The organism is Vagococcus sp. QWL-13 (assembly GCF_058683555.1).
Window position 1 is genome coordinate 2,520,950 of record NZ_CM178746.1, and the last position, 25,831, is coordinate 2,546,780.

Sequence of the window (25,831 nt, forward strand, 5' to 3'; positions counted from 1 at the left end):
TAAAAAAGCTCCTCTGACAAAAAATCTCACTAGATGTCTTTTTAAAAGCATTTATACTTAAACGAATAATCAAGGAGAAAGACATACCAAATTTATCCGCAGTTAAAAGGAAAGCGATTATACTATATAAACATGACAAAAAACTCTCCATCAGCCACGTAAGAACGATTCTTGTGTATAAAAGCATTTTATATGTCAAGAGGATTTTCACTTTTTTTTACTTAAAGACTTTCATTTTTGGTTTATTTATTGTACAGTTAAGTTGGAAACAAAAAAATTGAATTCGAGGAAGATAAACATGAAAAAAAAACTCACTACACTTGTTATGTTCTGTTTGGCGTTCACATTTTTTCTTTCAACTGCAGCAAATGCATCTGCTGAAGAATTAGGGATTAGAGGGATTGGAATGAGTTCTCCAGACCCAGAAAATGGCAAAGCTGTTTTTGAAGCATTAATCGGTGTCAATGTCACAACAAATGAATTGAATTATATACCAATTAAAGATGTCAATGTAAAAGTCTATGATGACATCGGCTCTAGAGTTATAGAAGATTATGCGAATGAAACTCCTATTTTTGAAGGTAAAACTACAGCACCTTATATATTTGATCAAAGTGCAGAACTCGGTGTTGATAAGTACAGAAACTTCAGAGTTGAGATTGATGGGTTTGTAAATAAAGATCGAGATTTGTTTTTTGTAGCAAATCAAGAAGGATATGAAATGAGAGGAAGTCAAGGATTTATTACCCCTGTTAAAAAGTATACTGTTGTTTATACTGATGGAGTCGATGGGGAAGTACTTTTCACTGATCAAACTTATCCTGATTTGTTTTTAAATTCTAACACTCCTCAATTTGTTGGCGACCCTAGTCGTGAAGGTTTTACATTCTCTGGTTGGGAACCTGAAATAGCAGAAAAAGTTACAGAGAATGTTACTTATCAAGCCACATGGACTTCTATTATTAACAAATTTACAGCAACATTTAATAGTAACGGTGGAACTCATGTTGCTCCACAAACAGTTGATGAAGGAGAATCGTTCACTAAACCAGCTAATCCCTCATTATCAGGTTATACATTCGAAGGATGGTTTATTGATGAAGAACTTTCGATCCTATATGATTTCCAAACTCCCGCTAACCAAAATATTACTTTATACGCCAAATGGAAAAAGCTTCCTGAAGAAGTTAAAATCGGGAAAGTTGAAATCAAATATCAAGATGAAAACGGTGAAGAAATTCACGCCCCATATTCTGTTACAGGAGATGTCGGAGATAACTTCAATCTCAATCAAAAATATCTTCTTGAAATCCCAAATTATCAATACGTAAAAACAATTGGAACTCCAGAAGGTAAATTTATTGAAAAAACACAAGAAGTTATCTACGTTTACAAATATGTAGAAAAAAATACATCAGACGATTCTAGTAAGCTCGTTAAGCCGAGCAAACCTGCTAAAAAACCGGTAAAAAAATCCTTGCCAAAAACTGGTGAACAGCAAACTATTGTACCCCTGCTATTAGGAACAATTTTAATATTCGTTGCAAGCGTCATTTATTATATCAAACGAAAAACAGCATAATTTTAAAGACTAACCTGCCTCGCGCAAGAACTGCACCCCAAAAGTTGAACTGACTCTTCAATTTTATGGGGGTGCTTTTTATATGATAATAAATCCACCCCATAAACCTATTAAAACGATATCTACTTTAGTAGAACACATTGGATTTTAAGTTACTGTCAGTCAATTTGTTCATCCGTCAATATCTCTAAAAAAAAAAGGCTGTAACCCGTCTGGTACAAGGGTTACAGCGATCATCAAAAAAAATCTATTTTGTTTCTCTATGTAAAGTTACTTTACGTTGTCTTGGGCAATATTTTTTTACCTCTAGACGATCAGGATTGTTGCGTTTATTTTTATTAGATAAATAATTACGCTCTTTACATTCAGTACATTCTAAAGTAATGTGTACACGCATCGTGTTCCCTCCAAACTTATCTTAAACTATGAGTCTTGTTCTTTCTCACACTCAGTAATCATACCATGATTTTTTTTGATTTTCCAGCTTTTTCGCAAATTTTGTTAAGTAGTTCTACTTTACAAAAAATTAGTGAGTCAAGCGATAATACGCATTGAAAATTTCTTTAGTGATTGCTACATTATACCCACTTCTATCATCTTTCAAATGAGGCAGCATCACGGCCACCGCTATTTCAGGATGGGCGTCCGTATTATAGGCAACCATCGTACTGTTGATCAATTCCACGTCCCCCACTGCTGTTTCAGCTGTTCCTGTTTTGGCGGAAATCGTATATGCGGCTCCTTGCAGCCCTGCACCAGTTCGCCGACCATCAGTACCGTTGACGACATTATAAAATCCATCTTGGACTACTTCCAAATATTTTTTCTCCGCCACTTCATTTAAAACAGTCGGAGCAAATAATTCCTCCACATTACCCAAATCACCAGATTTATCATTGTCATAAATACCTTTGACGATTCGCGGGGCTATCCTATTCCCGCCGTTAGCAATCGTTGATACGTATTGCGCCATCTGCATCGGTGTATAAGTATCAAAGTTTCCAAAGGACAGATCCAGCAAGTGGCCCATTCTCCCAGCAATCAAGCCATTTTCATCATAATGTGTCGTTGGCGAATACCCTGTGGCTTCACCCGGCAAATCAATACCGGTTTGTGTTCCCAGTCCATAATCACGGTAAGTTATTCTCAATGTTTCAAATAAATCAGTCCGGTCAGGCAGCACTAGATTAGGTTTGTACTCCACACCCATCATAGACAAAACGATTTTCATCATGTAAACGTTCGAGGACACCGTCAGTGCCTCCACGGTATTTAACGGAACTGCTCTGGCATAAGCAGGCGGATTGAACAGAGACGACTTGATTGTTCCACCTTGAAAATACAGCGGTTCATCCACTAAAACACCATTGTTCTGCAAAATATTATTTTCATAACCAGCCATTACTGTGGCGCCTTTAATGGAGGAACCGGGAACAAAAGCCTTATTGATTGTACCAAGGACATCCTCTCTGATTTCGCCGGTCTCAGTGTCCCGTTCGAACCCTGCCATCGCAAGAACTTCCCCTGTTTCCGGATTCATGGCTACGGCATACGCTCCTTCAGAATATTCAGCTTTCCCTGCACTGACCATTCCCTGGTAGCTGCTTTTCAAAATATCCTCTACTGTCTTTTGAAAATCTAAATCAATCGTCAGCACCAGATTTTTCCCTTTTTCACCTTCATAGACTTGTTCTTGACTTTCTATCTCATTATTTTTATTCAAATTTACAGTAGAACGGGATTTTGTGCCTCTCAAGACTGATTCGTATTGCTGCTCCAAATAACTGCGTCCCACCCGGTCATTCATCGCATAACCTTTTGACAGGTAGGTCTCCAAAGATTCTTCAGGAATCCCCTGTTTAGCAGAAGTCACTGTTCCAAGAATACTGCGCAGCGAATCCCCCTGCGGATATTCCCGTTCCCAGTCGAAACCTGTTGACAGACCGGGAAGATCAGCCATATGCTCACCGACAACTGCAATTTCTTCCTTCGTCACATTTTCATTTTTTATAAATACAGGCTGCAAAGCGTACGCACCGTTGATACGGGTAAAAATCGTGGCAACCGCAAGCGTGGACTGTTCGAAATCTATTTCGTCATCTGTTACTTTACTTACATACGTACTGTATTCTTCTGAAACAGACATTTTCTTAGCTTTTTCTTCTGCAGTCAGACGTTTCTTTGCTTCTTCCAAATTAGCTTCATCGGCCAGCCAAAAATCTTTTTTGTCTCTCTCCGTCAACTTGTCCGGCTGAACAGAAATAATCTCTGCTATCTTATGGGAAACTTCTAAAAGGTCGCTCGTGGCCGCTGTTTTGCTTTTCGTATATAGTATCGCCTGATTCGCTTTATTGCTCACCAATACTGTTCCTTTGGCATCGTAAATCATTCCTCTTGGTGCCTGACCCTCTACAATATTGATTTGTCCCGACTGGATCCGTGCTTCAAAAAAATCTTTATTGACAATCTGCAAATATGCCAACTGAATAATCAGTGCCACAAATAAAGCAAAGACAATAAAAAACAAAAAATTCAAACGAAAAGGAATATGGGATTTTTTCACAGCCGATTGACTGCTCTTTATTTTGTTTAATAAATTTTTCATGCTGCGTTTGTTTCCTTTCCTCTTCCATCTTATCTTCTCCATTTTACATAATGCATTCAAAAAAAAAAAGGGATTTAATGCAATTAATGACATTCTTAATAATCATATCAAAAAAGAACCGGATTGCTCCAGTTCTATCGTTTTTATTCTGACCGACTGTAAGAACCCACATCAGACAATATTTGGTCAAGGAATGCACCTATCGACATTGTTGTAGTCTCTTTACTGTTATAGCGTCGAACATTGACTGTCTGTTCTTCCAATTCCCGATCTCCCACCACCAGCTGGTAGGGAATTTTGTGGGTCTGAGATTCCCGAATCTTGTAGCCCATCTTCTCATTGCGGTCATCCACTTCAAAACGCAGTCCTTGAGAAGTTAATTTCTCTTTAATCTCATAGGCAAAATCCCCATGCAATGTCGGGTTCACTGGAATAATCGTTCCTTGGACAGGTGCCAGCCAAGTTGGGAAAGCACCTTTGTGAACTTCTGTCAAATGTGCCACAAATCGTTCCATCGTAGAAACAATGCCTCGGTGGATGACTACTGGACGATGAGTATTTTCTCCATCTTCGCCCACATAAGTCAACTCAAAACGTTCCGGCAGCAAAAAGTCCAACTGAACTGTCGATAATGTTTCTTCAATACCCAAGGCTGTTTTCACTTGCACATCCAGCTTAGGACCGTAAAATGCTGCTTCACCTTCAGCCTCTTTATAATCCAATCCCATTTCATCTACAGCTTCTTTGATCATCTTTTGGGCAGTTTCCCACATCTCGTCATCATCAAAATATTTATCCTTGTTTTCCGGATCACGGTAGCTCAAACGGAAACTGTATTCAGTGATATTAAAGTCTTTATACACAGCCACCATCAATTCAATCGTCCGTTTAAATTCTTCTTTGATTTGGTCAGGCCGGACAAAGGTATGCCCATCATTAAGTGTCATCTCCCTCACACGCTGAAGTCCCGACAAAGCTCCTGATTTTTCATAGCGGTGCATCATCCCCAACTCGGCGATACGGATCGGCAATTCCCGATAGCTGTGAACATCATTTTTGTAAACCATCATGTGGTGCGGACAATTCATCGGACGCAACACCAGCATTTCTCCATCGCCCATGTCCATCGGCGGAAACATATCATCATGGTAATGATCCCAGTGACCTGATGTTTTGTATAAATCCACATTAGCCAGCACAGGAGTGTAAACATGTTGATAACCTAAACTGATTTCCTTGTCTGTAATATATCTTTCGATTACCCGGCGGATAGTGGCACCTTTCGGCAACCAGAACGGCAGACCGGAACCTACTTCAGGACTGACCATAAATAAATCCAACTCTTTTCCGAGTTTACGGTGGTCACGCTCTTTTGCTTCTTCGCGCATTTTAAGATATTCTTTTAATTCTTTCTTATCGAAAAAGGCTGTACCGTACACCCGCTGCATCATTTGATTGTTTGAATCGCCCCGCCAGTACGCTCCGGCAACAGATAATAGTTTGAACACTTGTATCCGTCCAGTGCTCGGCACGTGGATACCCCGGCACAAATCAACAAAGTCTCCTTGGTCATAGACAGTGATTACTTCATCTTCCGGCAAATCGTTGATCAATTCAATTTTGTATGGATCATCTTGAAATAATTCTAAGGCTTCTTCACGAGAAACTTCTTTGCGCACGATGGGATTGTTTTCTTTGACGATTTCCATCATTTTTTCTTCGATTTTTGGTAAATCTTCTTCTGAGATAGGTGAATCACCATTATCAGTATCGTAGTAAAAACCGTTATCAATAGCAGGTCCCACCCCGAAATGAATCTCAGGATAAATGCGCCGAATGGCATTTGCCATCAAATGGGCCGCAGAGTGACGCAAAATCCCAAGAGCATCTTCATGGTCCGGCGTGACAATCTCAAGAGCACCGTCTTCTTCTAAAGGGCGAACCAAATCTACCAGTTCTCCATTAAATTTTCCTGCCAAAGCTTTTTTCGCTAGACTTTTGCTGATACTCCCAGCAACTTCAAATGTAGTAGCTCCTGACTCATATTCACGGACAGCGCCATCTGGAAATGTGATTTTTATTTTTGACATGTTTTTTCCTCCATCTTCCCTGATTAAATAAAAAGATAAAAAAAGCCCCAATGTTTCTGACTTATTTGTCAAAAACATCAGGACGAAGTTATTCGTGGTTCCACCTAATTTTAGAATGCAATATTCTCTCACAAGCGATAACGGTGCGACCGACTTAGCTTTCCGCTAAATTCTCAAAAGTGGTCATCCTTCGCGCAATACTGGAAAAATTTCAGCCGCGTTTTTCCTCTCTGGCAGTACGCATTCAAATTCAGGTGTCTTTATCCAATCATCTATCAGGTTTGTTGATGAAATAGTATCACAATTCTTTTTTTTTCGCAAGTTGTGGCGGGAAAGTAAGTGCTAAAAATTGGCATTGAGTAATTCGTTCCACATATATTCACTTTGCTTTATTCTTTGTCAAAATAGCACTGATACAATCGAGAAACCTCAAAGCTAAATGCCTTGAGGTTTCTTTATTTATATTTTATTTTTGACTATCTTTTTTATCTTCTTTAGGAATCATCGCTTTGCGAGAAGCATTGACACGTCCTTGGGCATCTATTTCAGTGACTTTGACTAGAATTTCATCTCCCAATTTTAATACATCTTCCACTCTTCTCACACGTTCGTGAGCCAACTGGGAAATATGTACCAAAGCGTCTTTTCCTTTAATCAAGTTTACAAATGCACCGAATTTTTCGATGCGGACAACTTTTCCTAAGTAAACTTGTCCAACTTCCACTTCTTTCACCAAGTCTTCGATGATTTCGATTGCTTTGCGAATCATTGCAGCATCGGCAGAAGCAATACTCACATTTCCTTCTTGATCGATATCAATCTTAACACCAGTTTCGTCAATAATACTATTGATAGTGTCTCCGCCTTTACCAATAACGTCTTTGATTTTCTCCGGCTTGATTTGAATCATTTCGATCTTAGGTGCGTATTGACTCAACTCTTCACGTGGTTCTGCAATAGTTCCAGTAATCACATCAAGAATTTCCATACGGGCTTTTTTCGCTTGGGCAAGGGCTTCAGTCAAAATCTGTTCGGTGATTCCTTCGATTTTGATATCCATTTGTAAAGCAGTAATTCCTTTTTCAGTTCCGGCAACTTTAAAGTCCATGTCACCCAGGTGATCTTCCAACCCTTGAATGTCAGTTAAGACTGTATAGTCTTCACCTTCCATGACTAATCCCATAGCGATTCCTGCCACAGGTGCTTTGATTGGAACACCAGCATCCATTAAAGCTAGGATTCCCCCACAAATACTTGCTTGGGAAGATGAACCGTTTGATTCCAACACTTCAGAAACGATTCTGATTGTATATGGGAAATCTTCTTCACTAGGTATGACTTGTGCCATTGCACGCTCTCCCAAAGCACCATGACCAATTTCACGACGGCCGGGTCCCCGGGCAGGCCCAGTTGAGCCAACTGAAAATTGCGGGAAATTATAATGATGAATGAATCTCTTGCTTTCTTCAATTCCCAGTCCATCAATGATTTGATGTTCCCCTAATGGCGCCAAAGTGACAGCTGACATCGCTTGTGTTTGTCCACGGGTAAATAATCCTGAGCCGTGTACACGAGGAAGCAAACCGACTTCTGCTGCCAATGGACGAATCTCATCAATTTTACGGCCGTCAGGACGAATCTTTTCCTTCGTAATCAAACGACGGACTTCATCTTTCTCTAAATCGTCAGCGATTTGGGCAACTTCTTTCATCTTTTTCGCAGCTTCACTATCGTCAGCAAATTTCTCTTCGTAAAATGTTTTGATTTCAGCTTTGACTGCATCAATATTTACTTCACGCTCTAATTTTTCTTCTGTTTGGATGGCTTCAGTCATCCGTGAATGATAGGCTTCATGAATTTCAGCACGCAACTCTTCAGAAACTTGCAGCAACTGAATCTCCATTTTTTCTTTACCCACTGCCGCAACGATTTCTTCTTGGAAAGCAATCATTTCTTTAATTGCCTCGTGTCCAAAAAGCAATGCACCCAGCATGTCTTCTTCGGAAACTTCTTTTGCTCCGCTTTCCACCATGTTGATGGCTTCTTTAGTTCCTGCCACACTCAAGTCAATGTCTGAGAGTTCTGCTTGAGCTGGTGTCGGGTTCAAAATATATTCACCATCAATCCGTCCCACATTTACCCCAGCGATTGGGCCGTTGAATGGGATATCAGAAATACACAATGCCAAAGATGACCCCAGCATTGCTGACATTTCCGGTGTGCACTCTTGTTCCACACTCATCACGATATTAGTAATTTGTACATCATTACGAAAACCGTCTGCAAACATCGGGCGAATCGGACGGTCGATCAGTCGTGCTGTCAATGTGGCATTTTCACTTGGACGACCTTCACGTTTAATAAAACCGCCGGGAACTTTTCCGACTGCGTACATTTTTTCTTCATAATTGACTGTTAGCGGAAAGAAATCTACATCTTTTGGCTCTCTTGAAGCAACTGCAGCAGTTAAGACTACGGTATCACCATAACGAATCAACACTGCTCCATTTGCCTGTTTGGCTAATTGCCCCACTTCTACTGAAAGAGGACGTCCTCCCCAAGTGGTGGAAAATACTTTTTTTTCTGACATTCTTTTTGCTCCTTTGTATTTGAAAAGAATGATGGTCTACTAGACAAATGTCAATATTTTTTATACAAAACTATTCACATTTGTATAGTAGAAGAACACAACATCTTTTCGATTTTGATAGTTTTCAATACTAAAAGAAAGCGAGATTCATAAAGAACCCCACTTTCCTTAAGTTTTTGCAAAAATTAACGACGTAAGCCTAATTTTTGGATCAACTCACGGTAACGTTGTACATCGTTGTTACGCAAGTAAGCAAGCAAGTTACGACGATGACCAACTTTTCTCATTAGTCCACGGTAAGAATGATGATCTTTTTTGTGAACTTGCGCGTGCTCATTCAGATGATTGATTTCAGCTGTTAAAACTGCAATCTGAACTTCTGGAGAACCAGTGTCTCCTTCATGACGAGCGTATTCAGCAATGATTTCATTTTTTCTTTCTTTGGATATTGCCATTGACTCCACCTCTTTCTTCTTTAGTCATCCGATAACTGAGTAACACGTTGGTGAATCGTCTAACCAAGTCATGGACGGTACAATTCGTACAGTAATACTTTACATGATGGCAGGCTTAAAAGCAAGAAGAAACCACAGATTTGCCTCTAAGTAATAGAGAATAGCACTCGTGAGCACTAGAAAAATATTCTGACGAAAACTCAATAATTTTTTATTGCAAAATCATCTCACTTTTTTTCAGTCTATGGTAAAATGAAGAATTGAAAGGGAGTATTTTTAGATGATCACAATGGAAGATATTATTAGGGAAGGACACCCTACTTTACGAAAAATTGCTGAAGAGGTTACGTTTCCTCTATCAGATGAAGACAGACAATTAGCAAAAGATATGATGGAATTTTTAAAAAACAGTCAAGATCCCCAGTTGGCTGAAGAATATGACTTGCGTGGCGGAGTGGGACTGGCTGCCCCTCAACTGGATGTCTCGAAAAAAATCATCGCTGTACGTATTCCAAATCCGGCATTTGATTCAGAGGACCCGGAAAATACCGAAGCGCCGACTTTATTTTCTGACGTACTGGTCAATCCGAAAATCATCAGCCATTCCGTTCAATTAGCAGGATTGGAAGATGGGGAGGGCTGTTTATCCGTCGACCGCCCTGTTGAAGGTGTGGTCGTCAGAAATTTGCGGATCACTATCACCTACTACACCGTTGATGGCGTGCTTCAAAAGAAAAAATTTAAAGGGTATGAGGCAATCGTGGTCCAGCACGAAATAGACCATCTTAACGGCATTATGTTTTTCGACCGCATTGACGAACAAGACCCATTTGCACTGCAAAAAGAAATTACTTTGCTGTAAAATAAATTTTTTGAAAAAATGTTTACAGCAAAACTGCTCCTCTCAGCCATGAGCTATCATGACCGGGAGGAGCAGTTTAATTTTTCTGAGCCTTTAAATCAATTCTAATTCTTTCAACGCCCTATAAATACCATCGTCATCATTACTTTTAGTGACCATATCGGCAAACTCTTTAACCTTACCGGAAGCATTGTCCATAGCAATCCCTATCCCAGCTTCCTGCAGCATTTCAATATCATTTTCGCCATCGCCGAATGTGATGATATTTTCTGTTTTAATCCCATTTCTCTCTGCCAGCACTTGAATCGTCTTTGCTTTAGAGCTTGAAGCAGGGATGGCATCTGCACCGAAATCTCCCCAGCGGGTCAACCGCACCCTGTCAAGATTTTTTTCGAATTTCTTTTGCTGTTCAACAGTTATATAGATGGTGGCTTGAAAGATCCTATCTTGCTCCACATCTACCCCGTGTGCCAGTTCGGCACCGTACATTTCCTTCAGCCGTGCTGTTAATTCAGGGTCAAGGAGCTTGCGATTGCTTTTAATCCCTTCAATTGAATGATAGATAGCGTCTAGCTGCCACTCATTGCAAAGATTCATCAGCTCCACCAAATCAGATTTCGACAAAGGGTTTTCATAGGACAGCTGATGATCAACAAAAGCGTATCCCCCATTGCACAAAGCATAGTGATGGATGCCCGATTCTTCAATAACGCCTCTGCTGGTTGACAGACTTCTTCCTGTGGCAATCATTACAAAATGACCGTCAGCCTGCAACTGGCGAATCAGCTTCTTACTACGCGCTGTCACTTGCCGCTGATCATTTAACAATGTGCCGTCCAAATCAAACGCAATTAATTTTTTTGTCATTGCTTCCCTCTTTCATGATAAATACTTGCTTCCTTCCCGAATGGCCAAATTGCTCAAGTCATACTTTGAGAGGAATAAACGTACCCATTCCGGATCAGTTTTGCTGTACTGGCGAAGCGACCAGCCAATAGCTTTTTGGATGAAAAATTCCTCTGTTCTCAAATCTTTTAAAATACTTTTTTCCAAATAATCAGTTTTGGTGTTTTCGCGAAACATCAACTGCAAATTAATAGCTACGCGTCTCATCCAAAAATTTTCACTCTGGTAAAACAAATCAAAAACTTCCTCAAAACAACTCATATTTTGCTGTGTCCAGAGACCAAAAAATTTTCGCCAAGCATCCACACTGTCCCACCATGCTTTCTCAGTAACATATTCACTGAGCTGCATGACTTCGCTCAGAGTCAGCTTCTTAACATTGGCAATCGCTATATCGATTGCTATGTACTGATACTCCCGCTCTTTTTTTCCATAATAATCAGCAATCAGCGCCATAACATCGTCAACAGACAGATGTTTGCTTTCTTTGATCAATTCTTTGGACAGCAGTCTTCTTTCTTGAGCAGGAACACCGCAAAAAGGAAATTTGTTTTTCATGTACTTCGCCATTTCCATTTGTTTTTCAGGATGAACAGGTAACGAGATAATCAAATGCTTCAATCTCATCAGCTCCTTTTAAGAAAACCAAAAAATCGTAGCCAGCTCCATGGATATCGGTGCAAAAATAACTGTGGCGATTCCTGCCAACCCGATTGCCAACCCTGACATGGCTCCTTGAACTTCTCCCATCTCCATCGCTGTACTTGTCCCGATGGCATGAGAAGTGGTCCCCAAGGCCAACCCTTGGGCAATAGGATCTGTGATAGAAAACAACTGCAAAAACGGTATCGCCATCAAAGGGGCAAAAACGCCTGTGATAATCACCGCCAGCACTGTAATAGCTGCCACACCGCCCATTTGTGTGGACAAGTCTATGGCAATAGCGGTAGTGACCGACTTTGGCGCAAGAGACGCCGCCAAAACTTTATCCAATTTAAACAATGCCGCCAATCCTAGAACCATAATAATATTTAACAGTGAACCTACTCCAATACCCACCATGATGGATAATGAATGCTTTTTTATCAAATGCAGAGAACGATAAAGAGGGATTGCCAGCGCCACCGTTGCCGGAGCAATAAACATATCCACATACTTGGCTCCCACGAAATAGTCTTCGTATGAAATATTAAACACACTTAAAAGGAGGATGATAGTCACAATCGAAAAAGCTAAAGGGTTTAGCCATTTTAATTTTCTCGTCCTTTCTATCCATCTAAAAAGGAGAAAGACTGCCAGTGTTAATACAAACCCAAACATCGGGTCACTCGTCAATTGTTGTGGCATGTTCGACATCCTCCTTTGTGATATTTACTTTGGAAACTTCTTTCTTCATTTTCAGCCATTGAGACACTCTCCCCACAACAAACAGGGACACAACAAAGGTCACAAGTAAAATCAGCAGCAATTTTAACAAACTGCCCTTGACTAAATCAAAATGAAGCATCAGCCCCACTCCTGCCGGTAAAAAGAAAATACTCAAAATCTCTAATAAGTAATCCCCCACCAGTGCTACCTGCTTCTCTTTCACCAAACCGGAGGCCAAAGCTGCCAATAAAAAAATCATTCCCAGAACGCTCCCGGGAATTGGCAAATGAAAGATTACCTGTAAACTTTTTCCTAAGAAAGTAAATGCTAAAATTATCAATAATTCACGTAAAATTTTCATAAAAACCCACCTTCAAAATAATTATAGCATAAACAAAGGCAGACAACGAAATTAATATTGGGTAATAATTGACTTTACATTAAAAAATGAGGTATACTAATAGGCGTGTAAAATAATGCAGCTAGAAAATATGTAAGCTCGTAAACAGTTTGTCGCCTTTTGTGGGTTCAATTGTGTAACCGCGGCTGCAAAGGTGAAGATTGAAGGATGAACTGAACGAATACAAAGTTTTCAATCGATTATTTTACTCCAAACACATTATATTGGAGGAATTTTAAATGTCACGTTATACTGGACCAAGCTGGAAAGTTTCCCGCCGTTTAGGCATTTCACTTTCTGGAACTGGTAAAGAATTAGCACGTCGTCCATACGCACCTGGTCAGCACGGACCAAACAGCCGTGGAAAAAAATCTGAATACGGGATGCAGATGACGGAAAAACAAAAACTACGTCATATGTACGGTATGAATGAGCGTCAATTTGTTAACACATTTATCAAAGCTGGCAAACTTAAAGAAGGTAAACACGGGGTTAACTTCATGATTATGTTGGAACAACGTTTGGATAATGTTGTTTATCAACTAGGTTTGGCAACTACTCGTCGTCAAGCTCGTCAATTGGTCAACCATGGTCACATCTTAGTTGACGGCAAACGCGTAGATATCCCATCTTACCAAGTGGAAGTTGGACAAGTAATTTCTGTGAAAGAAAAATCTCAAAACCTAACAGTTATTAAGGAAGCAGTCGAGTCTTCACTTGGCCGCCCTGCATATGTTAGTTTCGATGATGAAAAACTTGAAGGAAGCCTAACTCGCTTACCTGAACGTGAAGAACTTTCCCAAGAAATCGATGAGTCATTCATCGTTGAGTTCTACAACAAAAAACTTTAAGATCGCACTAAAAGCACTTAAATCCTTTTTGATAAGGGTTAAGTGCTTTTCTGTTTGTTCAACCAATTTATGCGGAAAAATAATTTAAAGAAGAAGCAATTATTTCCACCTATTATAGAAGTTCTTGCCTTTCGCACAAAAAAGGTTCTAACACCTCGTGATAATCCAAGCGTTAGAACCTTCCATTTAATCGAAACCAATTTTTTCTTTAAAAAAGAAGAAATTTTCAAGGCTTTTTAATCCAAAATGGAGTGATGCTATTTGTTTATTAAGTCTGTGTAGAATTCAAATGCCTCTCTATCAGTAAATCCTTCATGAACAATTTTCGCGATACTTTTTGCCATAGCACTAGGATTGTTACTTTGGAAAATATTTCTTCCCATATCTAATCCAGCGGCTCCTTCAGAAATAGCATTATACGCTAATTTCAAGGCATCTTCCTCGGCTAACTTCTTCCCTCCTGCTACAACAATCGGTACTGGACATGCTGAAACAACTTCAGAGAAATTATCGCAATAATATGATTTTACTATATTAGCGCCTAGCTCAGCGACTATTCTGGTAGCCAATTTAAAGAAACGGTCCGTTCTTTCCATTTCTTTACCTACAGCAACCACCGCCATGGTAGGAATACTGTATCGCAAACCTAAATTAACAGTATCGGACAAATTTTTCAAACTGGATAATTGTCCATCTGCACCTATGAAGGTCTGTACCGCCATACAATCCGCATTCATTCTAATCGCATCATCAATATCAACCGCATTTGTTTCAAAACTTAAATCATCCTGCAGCATTGAAGAACCCGAAGTCGTCCTCAAAGCGATACCTTTATTCGTCGCCGGATTAACGCTTGTCCTCAAAGCACCTCTAGTCCCCATCAAAACATCCACATCATCAATTACCTCAGGGATAATAATGTCTAGCCTTTCCAAACCTGCTGTTGATCCCATGAAATAACCATGATCAAAAGCAAACATAACTGTTTTTCCACTCTCAGGATTAAAAATATTTGTTAACCTTTTTTTCATCCCCCAATCAAGGTGAGCGGCCCCTTTCACATGAAAATCTCCACCAACATCAACTTTTTTATCTAAATGATAATTTTTAGCCACTTTCAATCCATCTAAATCTGCCATCCTATGCGCCTCCTATTTTCTTAAAAATCATAATCATCCACATTATCAATAGTAAAAACTGTTCTTTCAGGCAACACTACCACACCTGAATCTTTCATATCTTTTGCATCTGGATTCAATACACTGTTGTTTAGCACCTCTACTTCACCAATGCCAGGGATTTCAATAATATCACCAACTTTCACTTCATTTCCAGAAGCTAAGTAATTAGCCAAATATACTGCCATCGCTCCTTGAACTTTGACATCCCACAATCCCCACCGGTCAATCACTCCAGCTTCAGCATAGTCTTTTATAGAATTAGGTGAAGCAAAACCAGTTATCGTCACATCGTCTTTAGTTAAATCATTATTTTGGGCCGCTTGAAGCTGTCCAGGAAGAGCAGTTGAATCATTGGCAATTATCAAGTCTATGTCTTTATGCGCTGAAAGAATCGCTTCACCGACAGTTATAGCTTTTTCTGCGTTCTGCTCACTATAATAATTATCCGAAGCAACATTTTCCCAATTCGGATACTTTTCGCTAATGTATTCTTCACCTGCTTTTTGCCAAGAATTTTGATCTGCTACAGTTGATTGAGAATAATGCCAAACATATTTGATTGTATCTTTTTCAGGATCTTTTCCTCTATTTTTTAATCCATCTACTCCCATTTCGACTAGCATTTCACCTAGTTGTTCAGGGGTTCCTTGAGATATCATCAATGTACGGGCATCTTCTGAAACGTCTGAATCCCAGGTTGTTACTGCTAAACCTGCTTCTTTAGCTTGTTTCAACACATCATCCAACCCCGTAGCATCAACAGCAGAAACCGAAAGAGCATCCGCCCCCTGTTGAATAGCATTATTAATAATCGTCACTTGGTTAGCAACTGATGCTTCCGGATTCCCATCATATTTCACCGTAAACCCATTTTCTTTCGCCATTTCTTGAGCCCCATCATTACCTGATTCAAAGAATGCATTTCCTGACAACTTAGGAACAAAAACTACCAAATTATCCTTCGAATCTTTTTCACCGTTAGCTTCCTTTTTGCTTTCGCCACCAGATCCCCCAGCGCATCCTGCTAATAAGACTAAAGATAAAAACATTAAACCTACACCAAATTTTCGTTTCATATCATTTCTCCTTCTTTCTTATTATTTTATTAATTACTTTTCTGGCAATACCTCCGTCAATAAAAGAACGCAATATCAGCGAAACAATCAAAAGTATTCCCACGGGTATATCCAAATACTGTGTATTGACACCCGACATTGACAGACCAAATCTCATTATCCCAATTACTACTGAAGCTAATGCAGTTCCTAAAACATTCCCCTTTCCCCCAGTATTTAAAGTTCCTCCTAAAACAACTGCTGTAATAATGGGCAGGGTCAACTCTTTCCCAAAATCAGCTTTAGCCGTTCCCAAGTATCCAGTCAAAACAATTCCTGCAATAGCTGCACTAATACCTGATATAACATATGTACTCATAATAATCCTATTAGATTTTATCCCAGAATACTCGGCAGCATTACGATTGACCCCAATTAAAAATATTTTTCTGCCAAATTGGGTTCTATGAAGAAGAACGTAACAAATTAATATTAAAGCAATGAATATTAAAACTTGATTTGGAATCCCCAATAGATTCCCTCTAAAGAGCTCAGTGAATTCTTGCGGAAAACCACTGATCCCCTTGTAAGACTCAACCGAACTAACGCTAGTGATTGCTAAGGCTATACCAGAAAACAGGAATGAGCCTCCTAGTGTAATAACCATTGGCTGGACATCTGTATTCGCTATCAAAAAACCACTGAACAGTCCGCTACTAGCACCTATCAATAAACCAAGCAAACACGCGATCCAAATGCTTAAGCCTACTTCTTGCCATAAAAGTCCTATACAAATAGAGGTTAAACCCACGACCGATCCCGCTTGAATGTCTATTCCTCCAGTAATCATGACAAAAGTAACTGCCAAAGAAATAATACATATAGGCATAAAGTCATTAATACTTCCCAGAAAGACAACTGGATTTAGAAACCGCGGATTTAAAGCGCCAAATACGACTATCTCAGCAGATAAAAGCATCAGTAAAAAGTATTCCCACCTCCATTTCAGGCGAAATTTTTTCGTTTTTTTTACTGAAGAAACTTTATCACCATTAACCATTTCCACCACGTTCCCTCCAATCAATCATTTCGCGCAGCTAATCTAGATTGTCGTAATTTTTCGTTTGACCGCTGATTCATTACCGCCCCAAAAACAACAATTACAATCAGAATAAATCCTGTGATTGTGTTATCAAATGTGGACGGAAATCCTAAGAAAACTAAGACCCGACTGATGGATGCCATTAGAATCGATCCGGTCACGGCTCCCCAGACACTACCAACACCGCCATTTAGATTGATCCCACCAATGACACAAGCTGCTATTGCTGTCATTTCATATCCTAAACCTGCAGTCGGTGTTATAAAACCTACACGACTTGCATACATTATTCCCGCCATTGAAGCAAAAACACTACAAATCAAAAAGCTTAGCAATTTGGTTTTTACAATTGATATCCCAATCAACCTAGCACCATCTTCATTATCTCCCACTGCTTTAAAAGTTTTTCCGAAAGCAGTCTTAATTGTGATAATAAAAATTACAAGTGCGAAAAACAGGACAAGACTATAGAAAAGTGAAAATGTATTAAAAACATTTTTTTGAGCAAGAGTTTTGAACTCCAGCGGCAAATTTTCAATCCATTTCCCGCCTGTATACACATAAATCAATCCTCTAACTATTCCATTAGTTCCCAGTGTCATTATGATAGAAGGTATTTTGAAATACAGAACCCCTAGTGCGTTTATAGCACCGACTACGATACCAAAGATAAAAGTTGCAAGTATCACAATAAAAAGCGAATGCCCTTGCACTATTAAATTACCTGCCAGAGCAGCTGAAAAACCTAATGTGGCCCCAATAGAAACATCAATTTCCCCAACAAACAGAACGAATGCCATGCCTAAAGCTACCAAGGCATAAACAACACTGCCATTTATTGTTTGAAAAATATTTTTCATTGATAGAAAATCCGGATTTTGCAGTCCCACCATTAAAAAAACTAAAACGATGATACCTAAAGACATAAATTCCCTTGACTTTAAGATTTTCTTCATCTAAATTGCCTCCTCAAGTACTCCGAATGAAGCACTCATTAAATTATCCGGAGTGATATCAGCTCCCAATAGTTCCTGATTAATACGCCCAGAATGCATTGTCAACGCCCGGTCAGACAATTGAACTATTTCTTCCATATCTGAAGAAATCAATAATATCGCAACTCCTTGTTCTTTTAACTTGTAGATAATCCTATAGACATCTTCACGGGCACCCGCATCGACTCCTCTAGTAGGCTCATCCAAAATCAATATCTTAGGTATCGAAGCCAATGCTTTGGCGATAACAATTTTTTGTTGGTTTCCTCCCGAAAGATTGCCAATTTCTTGATCAATGCCCGTGGATTTAATCCCAAAAGATTCTTTATAATCCTTGTAGAGAAGCTCATCATAATGACGATTCACAAAAATTCTTCCCATTGAGTTTAAAGAAGCTGATGAAATATTCATTCCTATGTCACTTATTTTAAAAATTCCATTTTTAAAACGGTCTTCCGGAACATAATTTAGGCCCGATTTGATTACTGCACTGGTTGATAGTCCCGTGATGTCCTTATTTGCGACAAATACTTTCCCACTTTTAACCTTGTCTCGACCAAAAACCGTCTCTGCCAATTCAGTCCTGCCAGCTCCTACAATTCCAGCTAACCCAAGGATTTCACCTTCTCGAACTGTGATACTAACATCACTAAACCCATTGCCATACAAATTTTCTATTCTTAGAACATCTTTTCCATCTGTTGCCACTTCTGATTCTTTCTTGTTGTAAGAATTAAGTTCAGTATCATCAGGCAACAAGCCTTGAATCAGCATTTCGCTAGTAAACTCAGATACATCACCTTCTATAGTAATTTGACCGTTTCTCATTATGGCAACTTTGGTCGAAATTTCAAAAACTTCATTCAATCTATGAGTGATATATATGATGCCGACTTTTTTTTCTTTTAAACTTTCTATGATTTCAAACAGTGATTGAATTTCATTGAAAGTTAAAGAACTGGTAGGTTCATCTAGTATTAGTACTTTAGAGTCTCTTATAAGTCCTTTTATTATTTCAATCAACTGCTGCTCTGCTATTGATAAGGTTGAAGCTTGTCGTTGGATATCAATTTCCCATCCTAATTCTTTAATCAGTTCATCCAGTTTCTTCCTATTAGCATTTTTTTTACCTTTCAAACCCATTAACACATTTTCTTCTATAGTCATGTTAGAAAATAGCATCGGTTCTTGGGGAACTAAATAGATACCGTTCGAAAGGGCTGTAGCAGGTGTATGTTTTTCTATCGTTGTGCCCCTAACACATACGTCCCCTTTGTCACATCTGTAAATTCCCATAATTATTTTCATAAGTGTGCTTTTCCCAGCTCCGTTCCCTCCCACAATGGATAAAACTTCTCCCGGAAAAAGCTGCATATTGACATTTCTTAATACATGATTATCCCCAAAAGATTTAGTAATCGAACGACAATCCAACAATGGTTCTTTTTCCATTTCCAATCCTCCTTTTAAAACTTTAGTTATAGTTATAAACATTTGTATAAAATTTACAGAAAAAAATATTTGTCCGCTTGTCATTTTAAGCGCTTTCTCACCTATAAATAGATCATACACCCGGAAATTGAATGTGTCAACAAAAAAATATTAGCGTTTAGTTGAAAAAAGGATAAACAATTGTTATAATAGGTATACATAAGTAACGAAAAGGAGGGCCCTATGATTAACAATAAAACAGAATCTGTTTATAGAAGAGCTTTACTCACTAAAGTTGTTTGGATGTATTACATAGAAGGAATGACACAAAAAAGTATAGCAGAAGAAATCGGAACAACACGTTTAAAAGTCATAAAAATGCTAGAAGAAGCTCGAAAAAAAAATTTAATTCAATTTAAAATCCCTGTAATCGATAGAGAAAAAATTGAAATTGAACAATCATTATCAAAAACTTTCAATCTTAAAGATGTTTTCATAGTTCCAACAAACGGACAAGAAGATATCAATGATTCTATTGCACAAGCAGCCGCAATGTATATCAACGATCTAATCGAAGATGATGCTTTTATTAATATGGGATATGGCGACACACTAGGAAAAGTTCTAAATCACCTCGCTAATATTTCTAAAAAAACTCTGTCCATCATATCCATGACCGGAGGAGTCGCCCCATATCTACCAAATAATACTTCTCATATTTTTAATGCTCAATTATATTTGTTGCCGGCCCCATTGTTAATGAGCTCTGCAGAAACTGCTCGAAATATTTTGCTTGAAAATCCAGTAAAAGAAATATTTGAAATGACGAACCTTGCTAATATCAGTGTAGTTGGAATCGGTGGAATGAATGAAGAGGCAACCGTTCTCAAGTCAAACATCCTCAGTAAAAATGATTTCATAAAATTAAAAATGAAAGGAGCAGTAGGAGACATTTTGATGCATTTCTTCGATGAAAATGGCAATCTCATAGAATCAGAAATTGAAGATAAACTTGTTTCAACCAGCTTAAAAAAACTAAAAGAGTTTGACAATGTAATCGCCGTTGCGGCTGGTCTTGAAAAAATCGGTGCGATTAGATCTGCTTTAAAAGGCGGATGTGTTAATACATTAATTACTGATGATACAACTGCAAGACAACTTATTAAGGAGGTATAAAAATGAATAATAATAAATTACTTCTCGCTCTTGATGGTGGAACGGGAAGTTTTAGGGCCGTAGCATTTGATTTAAAAGGTCGTCAAATTGCTATTTCTCAAAAAGAATGGACCCACCCTTCCGATCAACGTTATCCAGGAAGTATTGATTTCGACTGTAAAAAAAATTGGGAAATTATTTCTAGTTGTATAAAAAATCTGTTCTCTAACAATCCTATCTCTCCCAGCAATATAGTTGCAATAAGTACCACTTCAATGAGAGAAGGTTTTGTTGTCTATGACGATGTTGGAAATGAGTTAATGGCTTTCTCTAACGTAGACGCCAGAAGCAAACAAGAAGCCGAGGCACTAAAGAAAACACGTCCTCATCTAGAAAGTGAATTTTATCAAATCACTGGCGAATCCTTCGCATTAAGTGCTGTCCCAAGGTTGCTCTGGCTAATGAATAATAAACCTGAATTTTATAAAAAAATGAACAAAATCAATATGCTGAATGATTGGATTGCCTTTAAACTAACAGGGAAACTGACTACTGAACCCAGCAACGCATCTACTACCGGATTGTTTAGTCTGAAAAAAAGAGACTGGGATCACGATTTAGCTAAAAAGATTGGGCTAAAAGAAACCATTTTTCCTGAGGTTATTGAAAGTGGTCAAGTAATTGGAAGCGTTTCAGAATATGCGGCTGAACTTACTAATCTATTACCAGGGACTCCGGTTGTGGCGGGTGGCGGAGATGCTCAGCTTGGGTGTATCGGAATAGGAGCAACGACCCCTGGTGATGCAGCTCTGTTCGGTGGCAGTTTTTGGCAACTGGAATACAATATCCCCGAACCCAAAATAGACCCGTCTCAAAAGCTGAGAATAAATTGCCATGCTGAAAGAAATATTTGGCAATATGAGTCGCTTGCCTGGAATCCCGGACTCGCAATGAGATGGTACAGAGATGCTTTTTGTCAAAGCGAGAAGGAAAGAGCAGTGACTGAAAATAAAAATGTCTATTCAATCCTTGATGAAAGTATTCAGGATATACCCGCTGGCTGTCATGGGATGTTTGCATTGTTCTCGAACGAAATGGATTTTCTAAACTTGAAACATGCTGCACCAACGTTTACAAATTTCAAGTTAGACTCTGAAAAATTTAATAAGTTTACATTTTATAAATCAATAATGGAAAGCGCAGGAATTGTAACTCTAGGGCACTGGTCTCATGTAACCGCTCTGACGAATCACAAACCTGCAGAATTAGTTTTTGCTGGTGGAGCATCCAATAATCCAAACTGGTGTCAAATTATAGCAGATATTCTTGGTGTAACTGTTAAAACACCACTGGTCAAAGAGGCAACAGCCTTAGGTGCGGCGTTCTTAGCGGGACTTGGAGTTGGTATCTATGATAGCTTAGAAGACACTGCACCTCTAATCCAGTGGGACAAATCGTACCAACCAAATTTAGAGAATCACAAAATATACCAACAAATGTATAGTACCTGGAAAACAATCTACGATACCCAACTAACACTTAGTGATGACGGGTTGACAGAACATATGTGGATTGCCCCAGGAGTCAAATAAGGAGGATAATTATGTTTGTTATTGATGAAAAAGAAAAAGAATACCGTTTCGGTGACAGCGGGCCAAAATATTTAATGAAGGGTCCTCGGTCAAATTTTGCCGTTGTCAGATTTAATCCCGGGCAAGATTTCCCGGCACATTATCATGAAATCATGGAGGAAAATTTTTACATTATCGAAGGAAAAATTGATATCTATGTAGATACAAAAAAGGTAACTTTAAGCAAGGGACAGTTTATACATATTGCACCAAAAGAAGTCCACTACGTTAAAAATAGTTTTGATAAACCTATCACGATGATTTCAACCCTTGCACCTTATCAAGAAGTTGATAAAATCGAAGTTCCAGACTTCGTTCCTCAAGATCTCTGATTTTTACAAATGAATCGGTGGGAATGTTAACTTTTTAAAATATCGAAATAAAGAAGCAGCTGGCGTGAGTGTTTAGCAGCAACACTCATTGCCAGCTGTTTTCATTTGTTTCTTTCTCTCTAAAAAGCACCTTATCCTGCTGAATAATTTCCCCAACAATTTTTCATTTCTCGCAATTAACACCATTGATATTGAGATACCAACATGTCAAAGAACTTGTACATTAAAAAAATCAGCAAATTCTATCAAATGCTTAACGAGTTTGATACAATGTTATCAATAAAAAGGATATTATTTAATTAAGGGGAAACAGATGAACGTTGGAAAAATTCTTAAAAAAAAAAGATTAGAGATAAATCTCACTCAAGAAGAAGTTGCTGCCAGTCTTTTCGTCTCCAGGCAAACCATTTCAAATTGGGAAAACGAGAAAACTTTGCCGGATATTGAAAGTTTGATTCGTTTGGCTGAATTTTACCACATCTCTTTGGATAAATTATTGTTAAAAGGTTCAGATGTTGTGGAAAATATTAAGAAACAGGAAAAAAATGCCGACTTAAAACGACTCATGAAATTGATTGCCCTATCAAAAATGATAAATATTTTTCTCTTAGGGGTTTGGATTACTATGCTGGCCACTAGCCGATTAGACATGGAAGTGCTCCTTCCGCTGCTGATTATCACGGTAGTAAACTTTGTATTTTCTCTAACCCCTTCAACGCCCAAGCACCTTGACTGAGACATATACTTGCGTCTCTTCTTTTCATTAAAAATCAACAGTACAACCCAACATACGAAAGGGGGAATAATCATGTATGGTCCTGAAATTTTTGGATTATTGTTTTCAATTCCAATAAATTTTATCATCTCTGCCACACTGTTAGACAAAGGTATCGGTTTGTTTAAAGAAGATCAAATAATGTTAAGCGGCTTATACCTTTTGGCTTTCATCATATTTGCTTCATGGATCGTTTATTCCACTAGAAAATTCTGGGAAACTTACGAACAAAGCCTAAAAAAATAAAGGCGCCAGCGCACTTTCAAGTGCACTGACGTCTTTTTTTATTCTGCTGTGTATCTTAACTTGCCATCTAAATAAGTTGCTTCCAATTCCATGTCAGGAGTTAAAACGATGAAATCAGCGTCTCTCCCTGCTGCGATTTGTCCGCATTTATCATCAATATCACAGCTGACAGCCGGGATTAACGTTGCCATCATCACCGCTTGTTCCGGCGTAGCAATGCCCCAATCCACAACATTTTTCAGACCTTCTTTTAATTTCAGAATGCTGCCTGCCAAACTGCCTTCTTTCAAACGGGCAGTTCCCTCTGCAACCACTACTGGAAACTCTCCTAGCATATAATTACCGTCGGGCATGCCGCCTGCCATCATACAGTCAGTGATTAAGGCCACGTGATCATGACCGCGATTATTTACCAAAACATCCACAGCTTTCGGATGGACATGATGACCGTCACAAATCACTTCTGCATAAACATCATGCAATGTCATCGCCGCGCCGACCATCCCAGGCTCACGATGGTGCAGACCGCTCATTCCGTTATAGGCGTGAACGAACACACTTGCTCCGCTCTCCACCGCTTTTTGGGCTTCTGCCAATGTGGCATCACTGTGTCCCAAGGCGACCACTACACCTTGATTTGTCACTTCACGCACAAACTCCGACACACCTTCCCGTTCAGGTGCCAATGCGATTTTCTTGATTAATCCTCCCGAAGCTTCTTGCCACTCATTAAAAATTTCCAGACTTGGGTCAGAAAAATATGCCGGGTTTTGAGCCCCTTTGTATTTTTCTGTGAAGAAAGGACCTTCGAAGTAGATGCCTTGAATTTTGGCTCCCTCTACTTCCTGATACGTTTCACCAATTGTTTTCGCCACTTTAGTCAGCAATTCTCTAGAAGAAGTCAGTGTTGTCGGAAGAAAAGATGTCACTCCGCAAGACAACAAATCTTCAGACATTACTTTCAATCCTTCAGCATCATTGTCCATCACATCATGATTTTTGTAGCCATGAATATGCGTGTCCACTAAACCGGGTGCTATCCATTTGCCGGTATAGTCAATCACTTCTGCTCCGTCTGGGATATCTTTCACGATAGAACCAAAAACACCGTCTTCAATTTCCAGATAAGCAGATGTCACTGTACCACTTTTCAAAAAGAACTTGTCAGCGTAAACATAAGATTTCATTCAAAATCCTTCTTTCTTTTATTTGCTACTTCCAAATTACCGTTTTCTGTCAAAAAAGTCAAGAATGGTGTAGACCATTAAAATTAATTTACTTTAAAGTCAAGAAGTTTATCGTTAGTTTCAATCTCGCTTATTTTTTCAGCCAATTCGACGAAATAAATCGCATCGTCCAATTTGCCCACATCTTCTAAAATCATACCTTTTAAATACAGCAGTTCGCGTAATAAGTACAGACTCATCTTTTTGCGGCACCAGGAAATCCCCACATTGACCATATCAGCTGCTTCACGATATTTTTCTCTTTCGATTTTTACCAAGGCAGTCACATAAAATATCCGGATGATTTCCGGCCGAAAATTGACACGCCGGCTCGTAAAAAACAGATGAAGACTTTTATCAAAAAAATAATCGGATTTTTCCAAATCCCCTAGGGCATAATAGATATACCCCAGCCCGTTCAATATGATCAGTTCCATATCTGTGGGGGCAGAAGAATTTTTTTGATAGCTTTGACTCAAGGCCTGTCTAAAACATTCCAGTGCTTCCTCAAATTCTTTGTACAGATGGATATGCACTTGCCCTTGATAATACAAGAATAGCTGACGTTCCAGTCCTGTCAGCTTGCCTTCTATTTTCTTGATCTCATCACAAGTTTCTTTTAACTTTTCGTATTGCATGGTTTTGAAAAAATAATTCATCATCCCCAGCCATTTTTTTGTATCCATCATCTGGCATTCGTACAAGTACATCACTTCATCCACCGTCACAAATAGACGGTCACAGAGCTGCTTCATCAAAAACAGATCCGGGACTTCGTTTTCCTCTTCGATCTTTGTCAACCTTTCGAAAGAACAAATTCCTTCCGATAGCCTTTCTTTACTCATAGATTTTTCTAATCTGATTTTCTTCAAGAAGCTTCCAAAGCTTTTCATAGCCATCCCTCAGTTCATAACAAATATTTTTGCCATCAACTAACTGTCAAACGTTCATTTTTGTGGTGTTTTTTATTTAATGAACAAATTATCTCACATT

General features: G+C 38.9%; 24 protein-coding genes. 8 read left to right on the forward strand and 16 right to left on the reverse strand.

The window, feature by feature from the left end:
• Positions 1–298: 298 nt before the first annotated feature.
• Positions 299–1,582, forward strand: coding sequence for an InlB B-repeat-containing protein (locus tag AC4PHI_RS11950; protein ID WP_492200055.1), 1,284 nt, complete (start codon positions 299–301; stop codon positions 1,580–1,582).
• A gap of 247 nt (positions 1,583–1,829) precedes the next feature.
• On the opposite strand, the gene rpmG is transcribed toward AC4PHI_RS11950, so the two are convergent.
• The 5 genes from rpmG to rpsO all read right to left on the reverse strand — a co-directional run bounded on the left by rpmG (position 1,830) and on the right by rpsO (position 9,322).
• The gene (gene rpmG / locus AC4PHI_RS11955; protein WP_126806574.1) at positions 1,830–1,979 is read right to left on the reverse strand and encodes a 50S ribosomal protein L33; all 150 of its coding nucleotides are present in this window, start codon (positions 1,977–1,979) and stop codon (positions 1,830–1,832) included.
• A gap of 129 nt (positions 1,980–2,108) precedes the next feature.
• The gene (locus AC4PHI_RS11960; RefSeq protein ID WP_492200056.1) at positions 2,109–4,187 is read right to left on the reverse strand and encodes a peptidoglycan D,D-transpeptidase FtsI family protein; all 2,079 of its coding nucleotides are present in this window, start codon (positions 4,185–4,187) and stop codon (positions 2,109–2,111) included.
• A 143-nt stretch (positions 4,188–4,330) separates the two neighbouring features.
• On the reverse strand, positions 4,331–6,277 hold the full coding sequence (thrS, locus tag AC4PHI_RS11965) for a threonine--tRNA ligase (RefSeq protein ID WP_492200057.1): 1,947 nt from the start codon (positions 6,275–6,277) through the stop codon (positions 4,331–4,333).
• Positions 6,278–6,743: 466 nt separating this feature from the next.
• Positions 6,744–8,867: a polyribonucleotide nucleotidyltransferase gene (gene pnp / locus AC4PHI_RS11970; RefSeq protein WP_492200058.1), complete on the reverse strand. Its 2,124-nt coding sequence runs from the start codon at positions 8,865–8,867 to the stop codon at positions 6,744–6,746.
• 185 nt (positions 8,868–9,052) lie between these two features.
• Positions 9,053–9,322: a 30S ribosomal protein S15 gene (rpsO, locus tag AC4PHI_RS11975; protein WP_492200059.1), complete on the reverse strand. Its 270-nt coding sequence runs from the start codon at positions 9,320–9,322 to the stop codon at positions 9,053–9,055.
• A gap of 280 nt (positions 9,323–9,602) precedes the next feature.
• Here rpsO and def point away from each other — a divergent pair, with 280 nt between their 5' ends.
• The gene (gene def, locus AC4PHI_RS11980; protein WP_492200060.1) at positions 9,603–10,184 is read left to right on the forward strand and encodes a peptide deformylase; all 582 of its coding nucleotides are present in this window, start codon (positions 9,603–9,605) and stop codon (positions 10,182–10,184) included.
• A gap of 93 nt (positions 10,185–10,277) precedes the next feature.
• On the opposite strand, the gene AC4PHI_RS11985 is transcribed toward def, so the two are convergent.
• From AC4PHI_RS11985 to AC4PHI_RS12000, 4 genes are read right to left on the reverse strand one after another with little or no spacing between them, the layout of a single operon-like run.
• Positions 10,278–11,051 (reverse strand): Cof-type HAD-IIB family hydrolase, encoded by a 774-nt coding sequence (locus AC4PHI_RS11985; protein WP_492200061.1) that lies wholly within the window; start codon positions 11,049–11,051, stop codon positions 10,278–10,280.
• 12 nt (positions 11,052–11,063) lie between these two features.
• The gene (locus tag AC4PHI_RS11990) at positions 11,064–11,666 is read right to left on the reverse strand and encodes a DNA alkylation repair protein (protein ID WP_492201597.1); all 603 of its coding nucleotides are present in this window, start codon (positions 11,664–11,666) and stop codon (positions 11,064–11,066) included.
• A 60-nt stretch (positions 11,667–11,726) separates the two neighbouring features.
• Positions 11,727–12,437 (reverse strand): LrgB family protein, encoded by a 711-nt coding sequence (locus AC4PHI_RS11995; protein WP_492200062.1) that lies wholly within the window; start codon positions 12,435–12,437, stop codon positions 11,727–11,729.
• Entirely contained in the window at positions 12,415–12,819 is a 405-nt protein-coding gene (locus AC4PHI_RS12000; RefSeq protein WP_492200063.1) for a CidA/LrgA family protein, read from the reverse strand. The genes AC4PHI_RS11995 and AC4PHI_RS12000 overlap by 23 nt, the downstream gene beginning before the upstream one ends.
• Before the next feature lie 278 nt (positions 12,820–13,097).
• Here AC4PHI_RS12000 and rpsD point away from each other — a divergent pair, with 278 nt between their 5' ends.
• Positions 13,098–13,709, forward strand: a complete 612-nt coding sequence (gene rpsD / locus AC4PHI_RS12005) for a 30S ribosomal protein S4 (RefSeq protein WP_492200064.1) — start codon at positions 13,098–13,100, stop codon at positions 13,707–13,709.
• 257 nt (positions 13,710–13,966) lie between these two features.
• Here rpsD and lsrF read toward each other — a convergent pair whose 3' ends face one another.
• From lsrF to AC4PHI_RS12030, 5 genes are read right to left on the reverse strand one after another with little or no spacing between them, the layout of a single operon-like run.
• Entirely contained in the window at positions 13,967–14,848 is an 882-nt protein-coding gene (gene lsrF / locus AC4PHI_RS12010) for a 3-hydroxy-5-phosphonooxypentane-2,4-dione thiolase (protein ID WP_492200065.1), read from the reverse strand.
• A gap of 20 nt (positions 14,849–14,868) precedes the next feature.
• On the reverse strand, positions 14,869–15,966 hold the full coding sequence (locus AC4PHI_RS12015) for a substrate-binding domain-containing protein (RefSeq protein WP_492200066.1): 1,098 nt from the start codon (positions 15,964–15,966) through the stop codon (positions 14,869–14,871).
• Between the two features lies 1 nt (position 15,967).
• Entirely contained in the window at positions 15,968–17,005 is a 1,038-nt protein-coding gene (locus AC4PHI_RS12020; RefSeq protein WP_492201598.1) for an ABC transporter permease, read from the reverse strand.
• A gap of 20 nt (positions 17,006–17,025) precedes the next feature.
• The gene (locus tag AC4PHI_RS12025) at positions 17,026–18,003 is read right to left on the reverse strand and encodes an ABC transporter permease (protein WP_492200067.1); all 978 of its coding nucleotides are present in this window, start codon (positions 18,001–18,003) and stop codon (positions 17,026–17,028) included.
• The gene (locus AC4PHI_RS12030) at positions 18,004–19,494 is read right to left on the reverse strand and encodes a sugar ABC transporter ATP-binding protein (protein WP_492200068.1); all 1,491 of its coding nucleotides are present in this window, start codon (positions 19,492–19,494) and stop codon (positions 18,004–18,006) included. It abuts the gene before it with no gap.
• A gap of 222 nt (positions 19,495–19,716) precedes the next feature.
• Between AC4PHI_RS12030 and AC4PHI_RS12035 the strand changes: the two genes are divergently transcribed.
• The 5 genes from AC4PHI_RS12035 (at position 19,717) to AC4PHI_RS12055 (ending at position 23,612) form a co-directional block, all read left to right on the forward strand.
• Positions 19,717–20,649 carry a sugar-binding transcriptional regulator gene (locus AC4PHI_RS12035; protein ID WP_492200069.1) on the forward strand — a complete coding sequence of 311 codons (933 nt, stop codon included), beginning with the start codon at positions 19,717–19,719 and terminating at the stop codon, positions 20,647–20,649.
• Positions 20,650–20,651: 2 nt separating this feature from the next.
• Positions 20,652–22,220: an autoinducer-2 kinase gene (lsrK, locus tag AC4PHI_RS12040; RefSeq protein ID WP_492200070.1), complete on the forward strand. Its 1,569-nt coding sequence runs from the start codon at positions 20,652–20,654 to the stop codon at positions 22,218–22,220.
• 11 nt (positions 22,221–22,231) lie between these two features.
• Complete coding sequence (locus tag AC4PHI_RS12045; protein ID WP_492200071.1) at positions 22,232–22,591, forward strand: cupin domain-containing protein; 360 nt, start codon at positions 22,232–22,234, stop codon at positions 22,589–22,591.
• Positions 22,592–22,904: 313 nt separating this feature from the next.
• Positions 22,905–23,327: a helix-turn-helix domain-containing protein gene (locus tag AC4PHI_RS12050; protein ID WP_492200072.1), complete on the forward strand. Its 423-nt coding sequence runs from the start codon at positions 22,905–22,907 to the stop codon at positions 23,325–23,327.
• Positions 23,328–23,399: 72 nt separating this feature from the next.
• The gene (locus AC4PHI_RS12055) at positions 23,400–23,612 is read left to right on the forward strand and encodes a hypothetical protein (RefSeq protein WP_492200073.1); all 213 of its coding nucleotides are present in this window, start codon (positions 23,400–23,402) and stop codon (positions 23,610–23,612) included.
• Positions 23,613–23,650: 38 nt separating this feature from the next.
• On the opposite strand, the gene nagA is transcribed toward AC4PHI_RS12055, so the two are convergent.
• Both nagA and AC4PHI_RS12065 read right to left on the reverse strand, forming a co-directional pair.
• Entirely contained in the window at positions 23,651–24,799 is a 1,149-nt protein-coding gene (gene nagA / locus AC4PHI_RS12060) for an N-acetylglucosamine-6-phosphate deacetylase (protein WP_492200074.1), read from the reverse strand.
• An 83-nt stretch (positions 24,800–24,882) separates the two neighbouring features.
• Positions 24,883–25,731 carry a hypothetical protein gene (locus tag AC4PHI_RS12065; protein WP_492200075.1) on the reverse strand — a complete coding sequence of 283 codons (849 nt, stop codon included), beginning with the start codon at positions 25,729–25,731 and terminating at the stop codon, positions 24,883–24,885.
• Between the last annotated feature and the right edge of the window lie 100 nt (positions 25,732–25,831).

What these genes read in the sequence shown, in the direction of transcription:
- pnp (WP_492200058.1), bottom strand. Translation starts at nt 8,867, where the DNA reads ATGTCAGAAAAAAAAGTATTTTCCACCACTTGGGGAGGACGTCCTCTT.
- AC4PHI_RS12050 (WP_492200072.1), top strand. Translation starts at nt 22,905, where the DNA reads ATGAACGTTGGAAAAATTCTTAAAAAAAAAAGATTAGAGATAAATCTC.
- rpsO (WP_492200059.1), bottom strand. Translation starts at nt 9,322, where the DNA reads ATGGCAATATCCAAAGAAAGAAAAAATGAAATCATTGCTGAATACGCT.
- thrS (WP_492200057.1), bottom strand. Translation starts at nt 6,277, where the DNA reads ATGTCAAAAATAAAAATCACATTTCCAGATGGCGCTGTCCGTGAATAT.
- def (WP_492200060.1), top strand. Translation starts at nt 9,603, where the DNA reads ATGATCACAATGGAAGATATTATTAGGGAAGGACACCCTACTTTACGA.
- rpmG (WP_126806574.1), bottom strand. Translation starts at nt 1,979, where the DNA reads ATGCGTGTACACATTACTTTAGAATGTACTGAATGTAAAGAGCGTAAT.
- AC4PHI_RS12030 (WP_492200068.1), bottom strand. Translation starts at nt 19,494, where the DNA reads ATGGAAAAAGAACCATTGTTGGATTGTCGTTCGATTACTAAATCTTTT.
- AC4PHI_RS11985 (WP_492200061.1), bottom strand. Translation starts at nt 11,051, where the DNA reads ATGACAAAAAAATTAATTGCGTTTGATTTGGACGGCACATTGTTAAAT.
- AC4PHI_RS12000 (WP_492200063.1), bottom strand. Translation starts at nt 12,819, where the DNA reads ATGAAAATTTTACGTGAATTATTGATAATTTTAGCATTTACTTTCTTA.
- AC4PHI_RS12020 (WP_492201598.1), bottom strand. Translation starts at nt 17,005, where the DNA reads ATGGTTAATGGTGATAAAGTTTCTTCAGTAAAAAAAACGAAAAAATTT.
- AC4PHI_RS12055 (WP_492200073.1), top strand. Translation starts at nt 23,400, where the DNA reads ATGTATGGTCCTGAAATTTTTGGATTATTGTTTTCAATTCCAATAAAT.
- lsrF (WP_492200065.1), bottom strand. Translation starts at nt 14,848, where the DNA reads ATGGCAGATTTAGATGGATTGAAAGTGGCTAAAAATTATCATTTAGAT.
- rpsD (WP_492200064.1), top strand. Translation starts at nt 13,098, where the DNA reads ATGTCACGTTATACTGGACCAAGCTGGAAAGTTTCCCGCCGTTTAGGC.
- lsrK (WP_492200070.1), top strand. Translation starts at nt 20,652, where the DNA reads ATGAATAATAATAAATTACTTCTCGCTCTTGATGGTGGAACGGGAAGT.
- AC4PHI_RS12065 (WP_492200075.1), bottom strand. Translation starts at nt 25,731, where the DNA reads ATGAAAAGCTTTGGAAGCTTCTTGAAGAAAATCAGATTAGAAAAATCT.
- AC4PHI_RS11950 (WP_492200055.1), top strand. Translation starts at nt 299, where the DNA reads ATGAAAAAAAAACTCACTACACTTGTTATGTTCTGTTTGGCGTTCACA.
- nagA (WP_492200074.1), bottom strand. Translation starts at nt 24,799, where the DNA reads ATGAAATCTTATGTTTACGCTGACAAGTTCTTTTTGAAAAGTGGTACA.
- AC4PHI_RS11995 (WP_492200062.1), bottom strand. Translation starts at nt 12,437, where the DNA reads ATGCCACAACAATTGACGAGTGACCCGATGTTTGGGTTTGTATTAACA.
- AC4PHI_RS12015 (WP_492200066.1), bottom strand. Translation starts at nt 15,966, where the DNA reads ATGAAACGAAAATTTGGTGTAGGTTTAATGTTTTTATCTTTAGTCTTA.
- AC4PHI_RS11960 (WP_492200056.1), bottom strand. Translation starts at nt 4,187, where the DNA reads ATGAAAAATTTATTAAACAAAATAAAGAGCAGTCAATCGGCTGTGAAA.
- AC4PHI_RS12045 (WP_492200071.1), top strand. Translation starts at nt 22,232, where the DNA reads ATGTTTGTTATTGATGAAAAAGAAAAAGAATACCGTTTCGGTGACAGC.
- AC4PHI_RS12035 (WP_492200069.1), top strand. Translation starts at nt 19,717, where the DNA reads ATGATTAACAATAAAACAGAATCTGTTTATAGAAGAGCTTTACTCACT.
- AC4PHI_RS12025 (WP_492200067.1), bottom strand. Translation starts at nt 18,003, where the DNA reads ATGAAGAAAATCTTAAAGTCAAGGGAATTTATGTCTTTAGGTATCATC.
- AC4PHI_RS11990 (WP_492201597.1), bottom strand. Translation starts at nt 11,666, where the DNA reads ATGGAAATGGCGAAGTACATGAAAAACAAATTTCCTTTTTGCGGTGTT.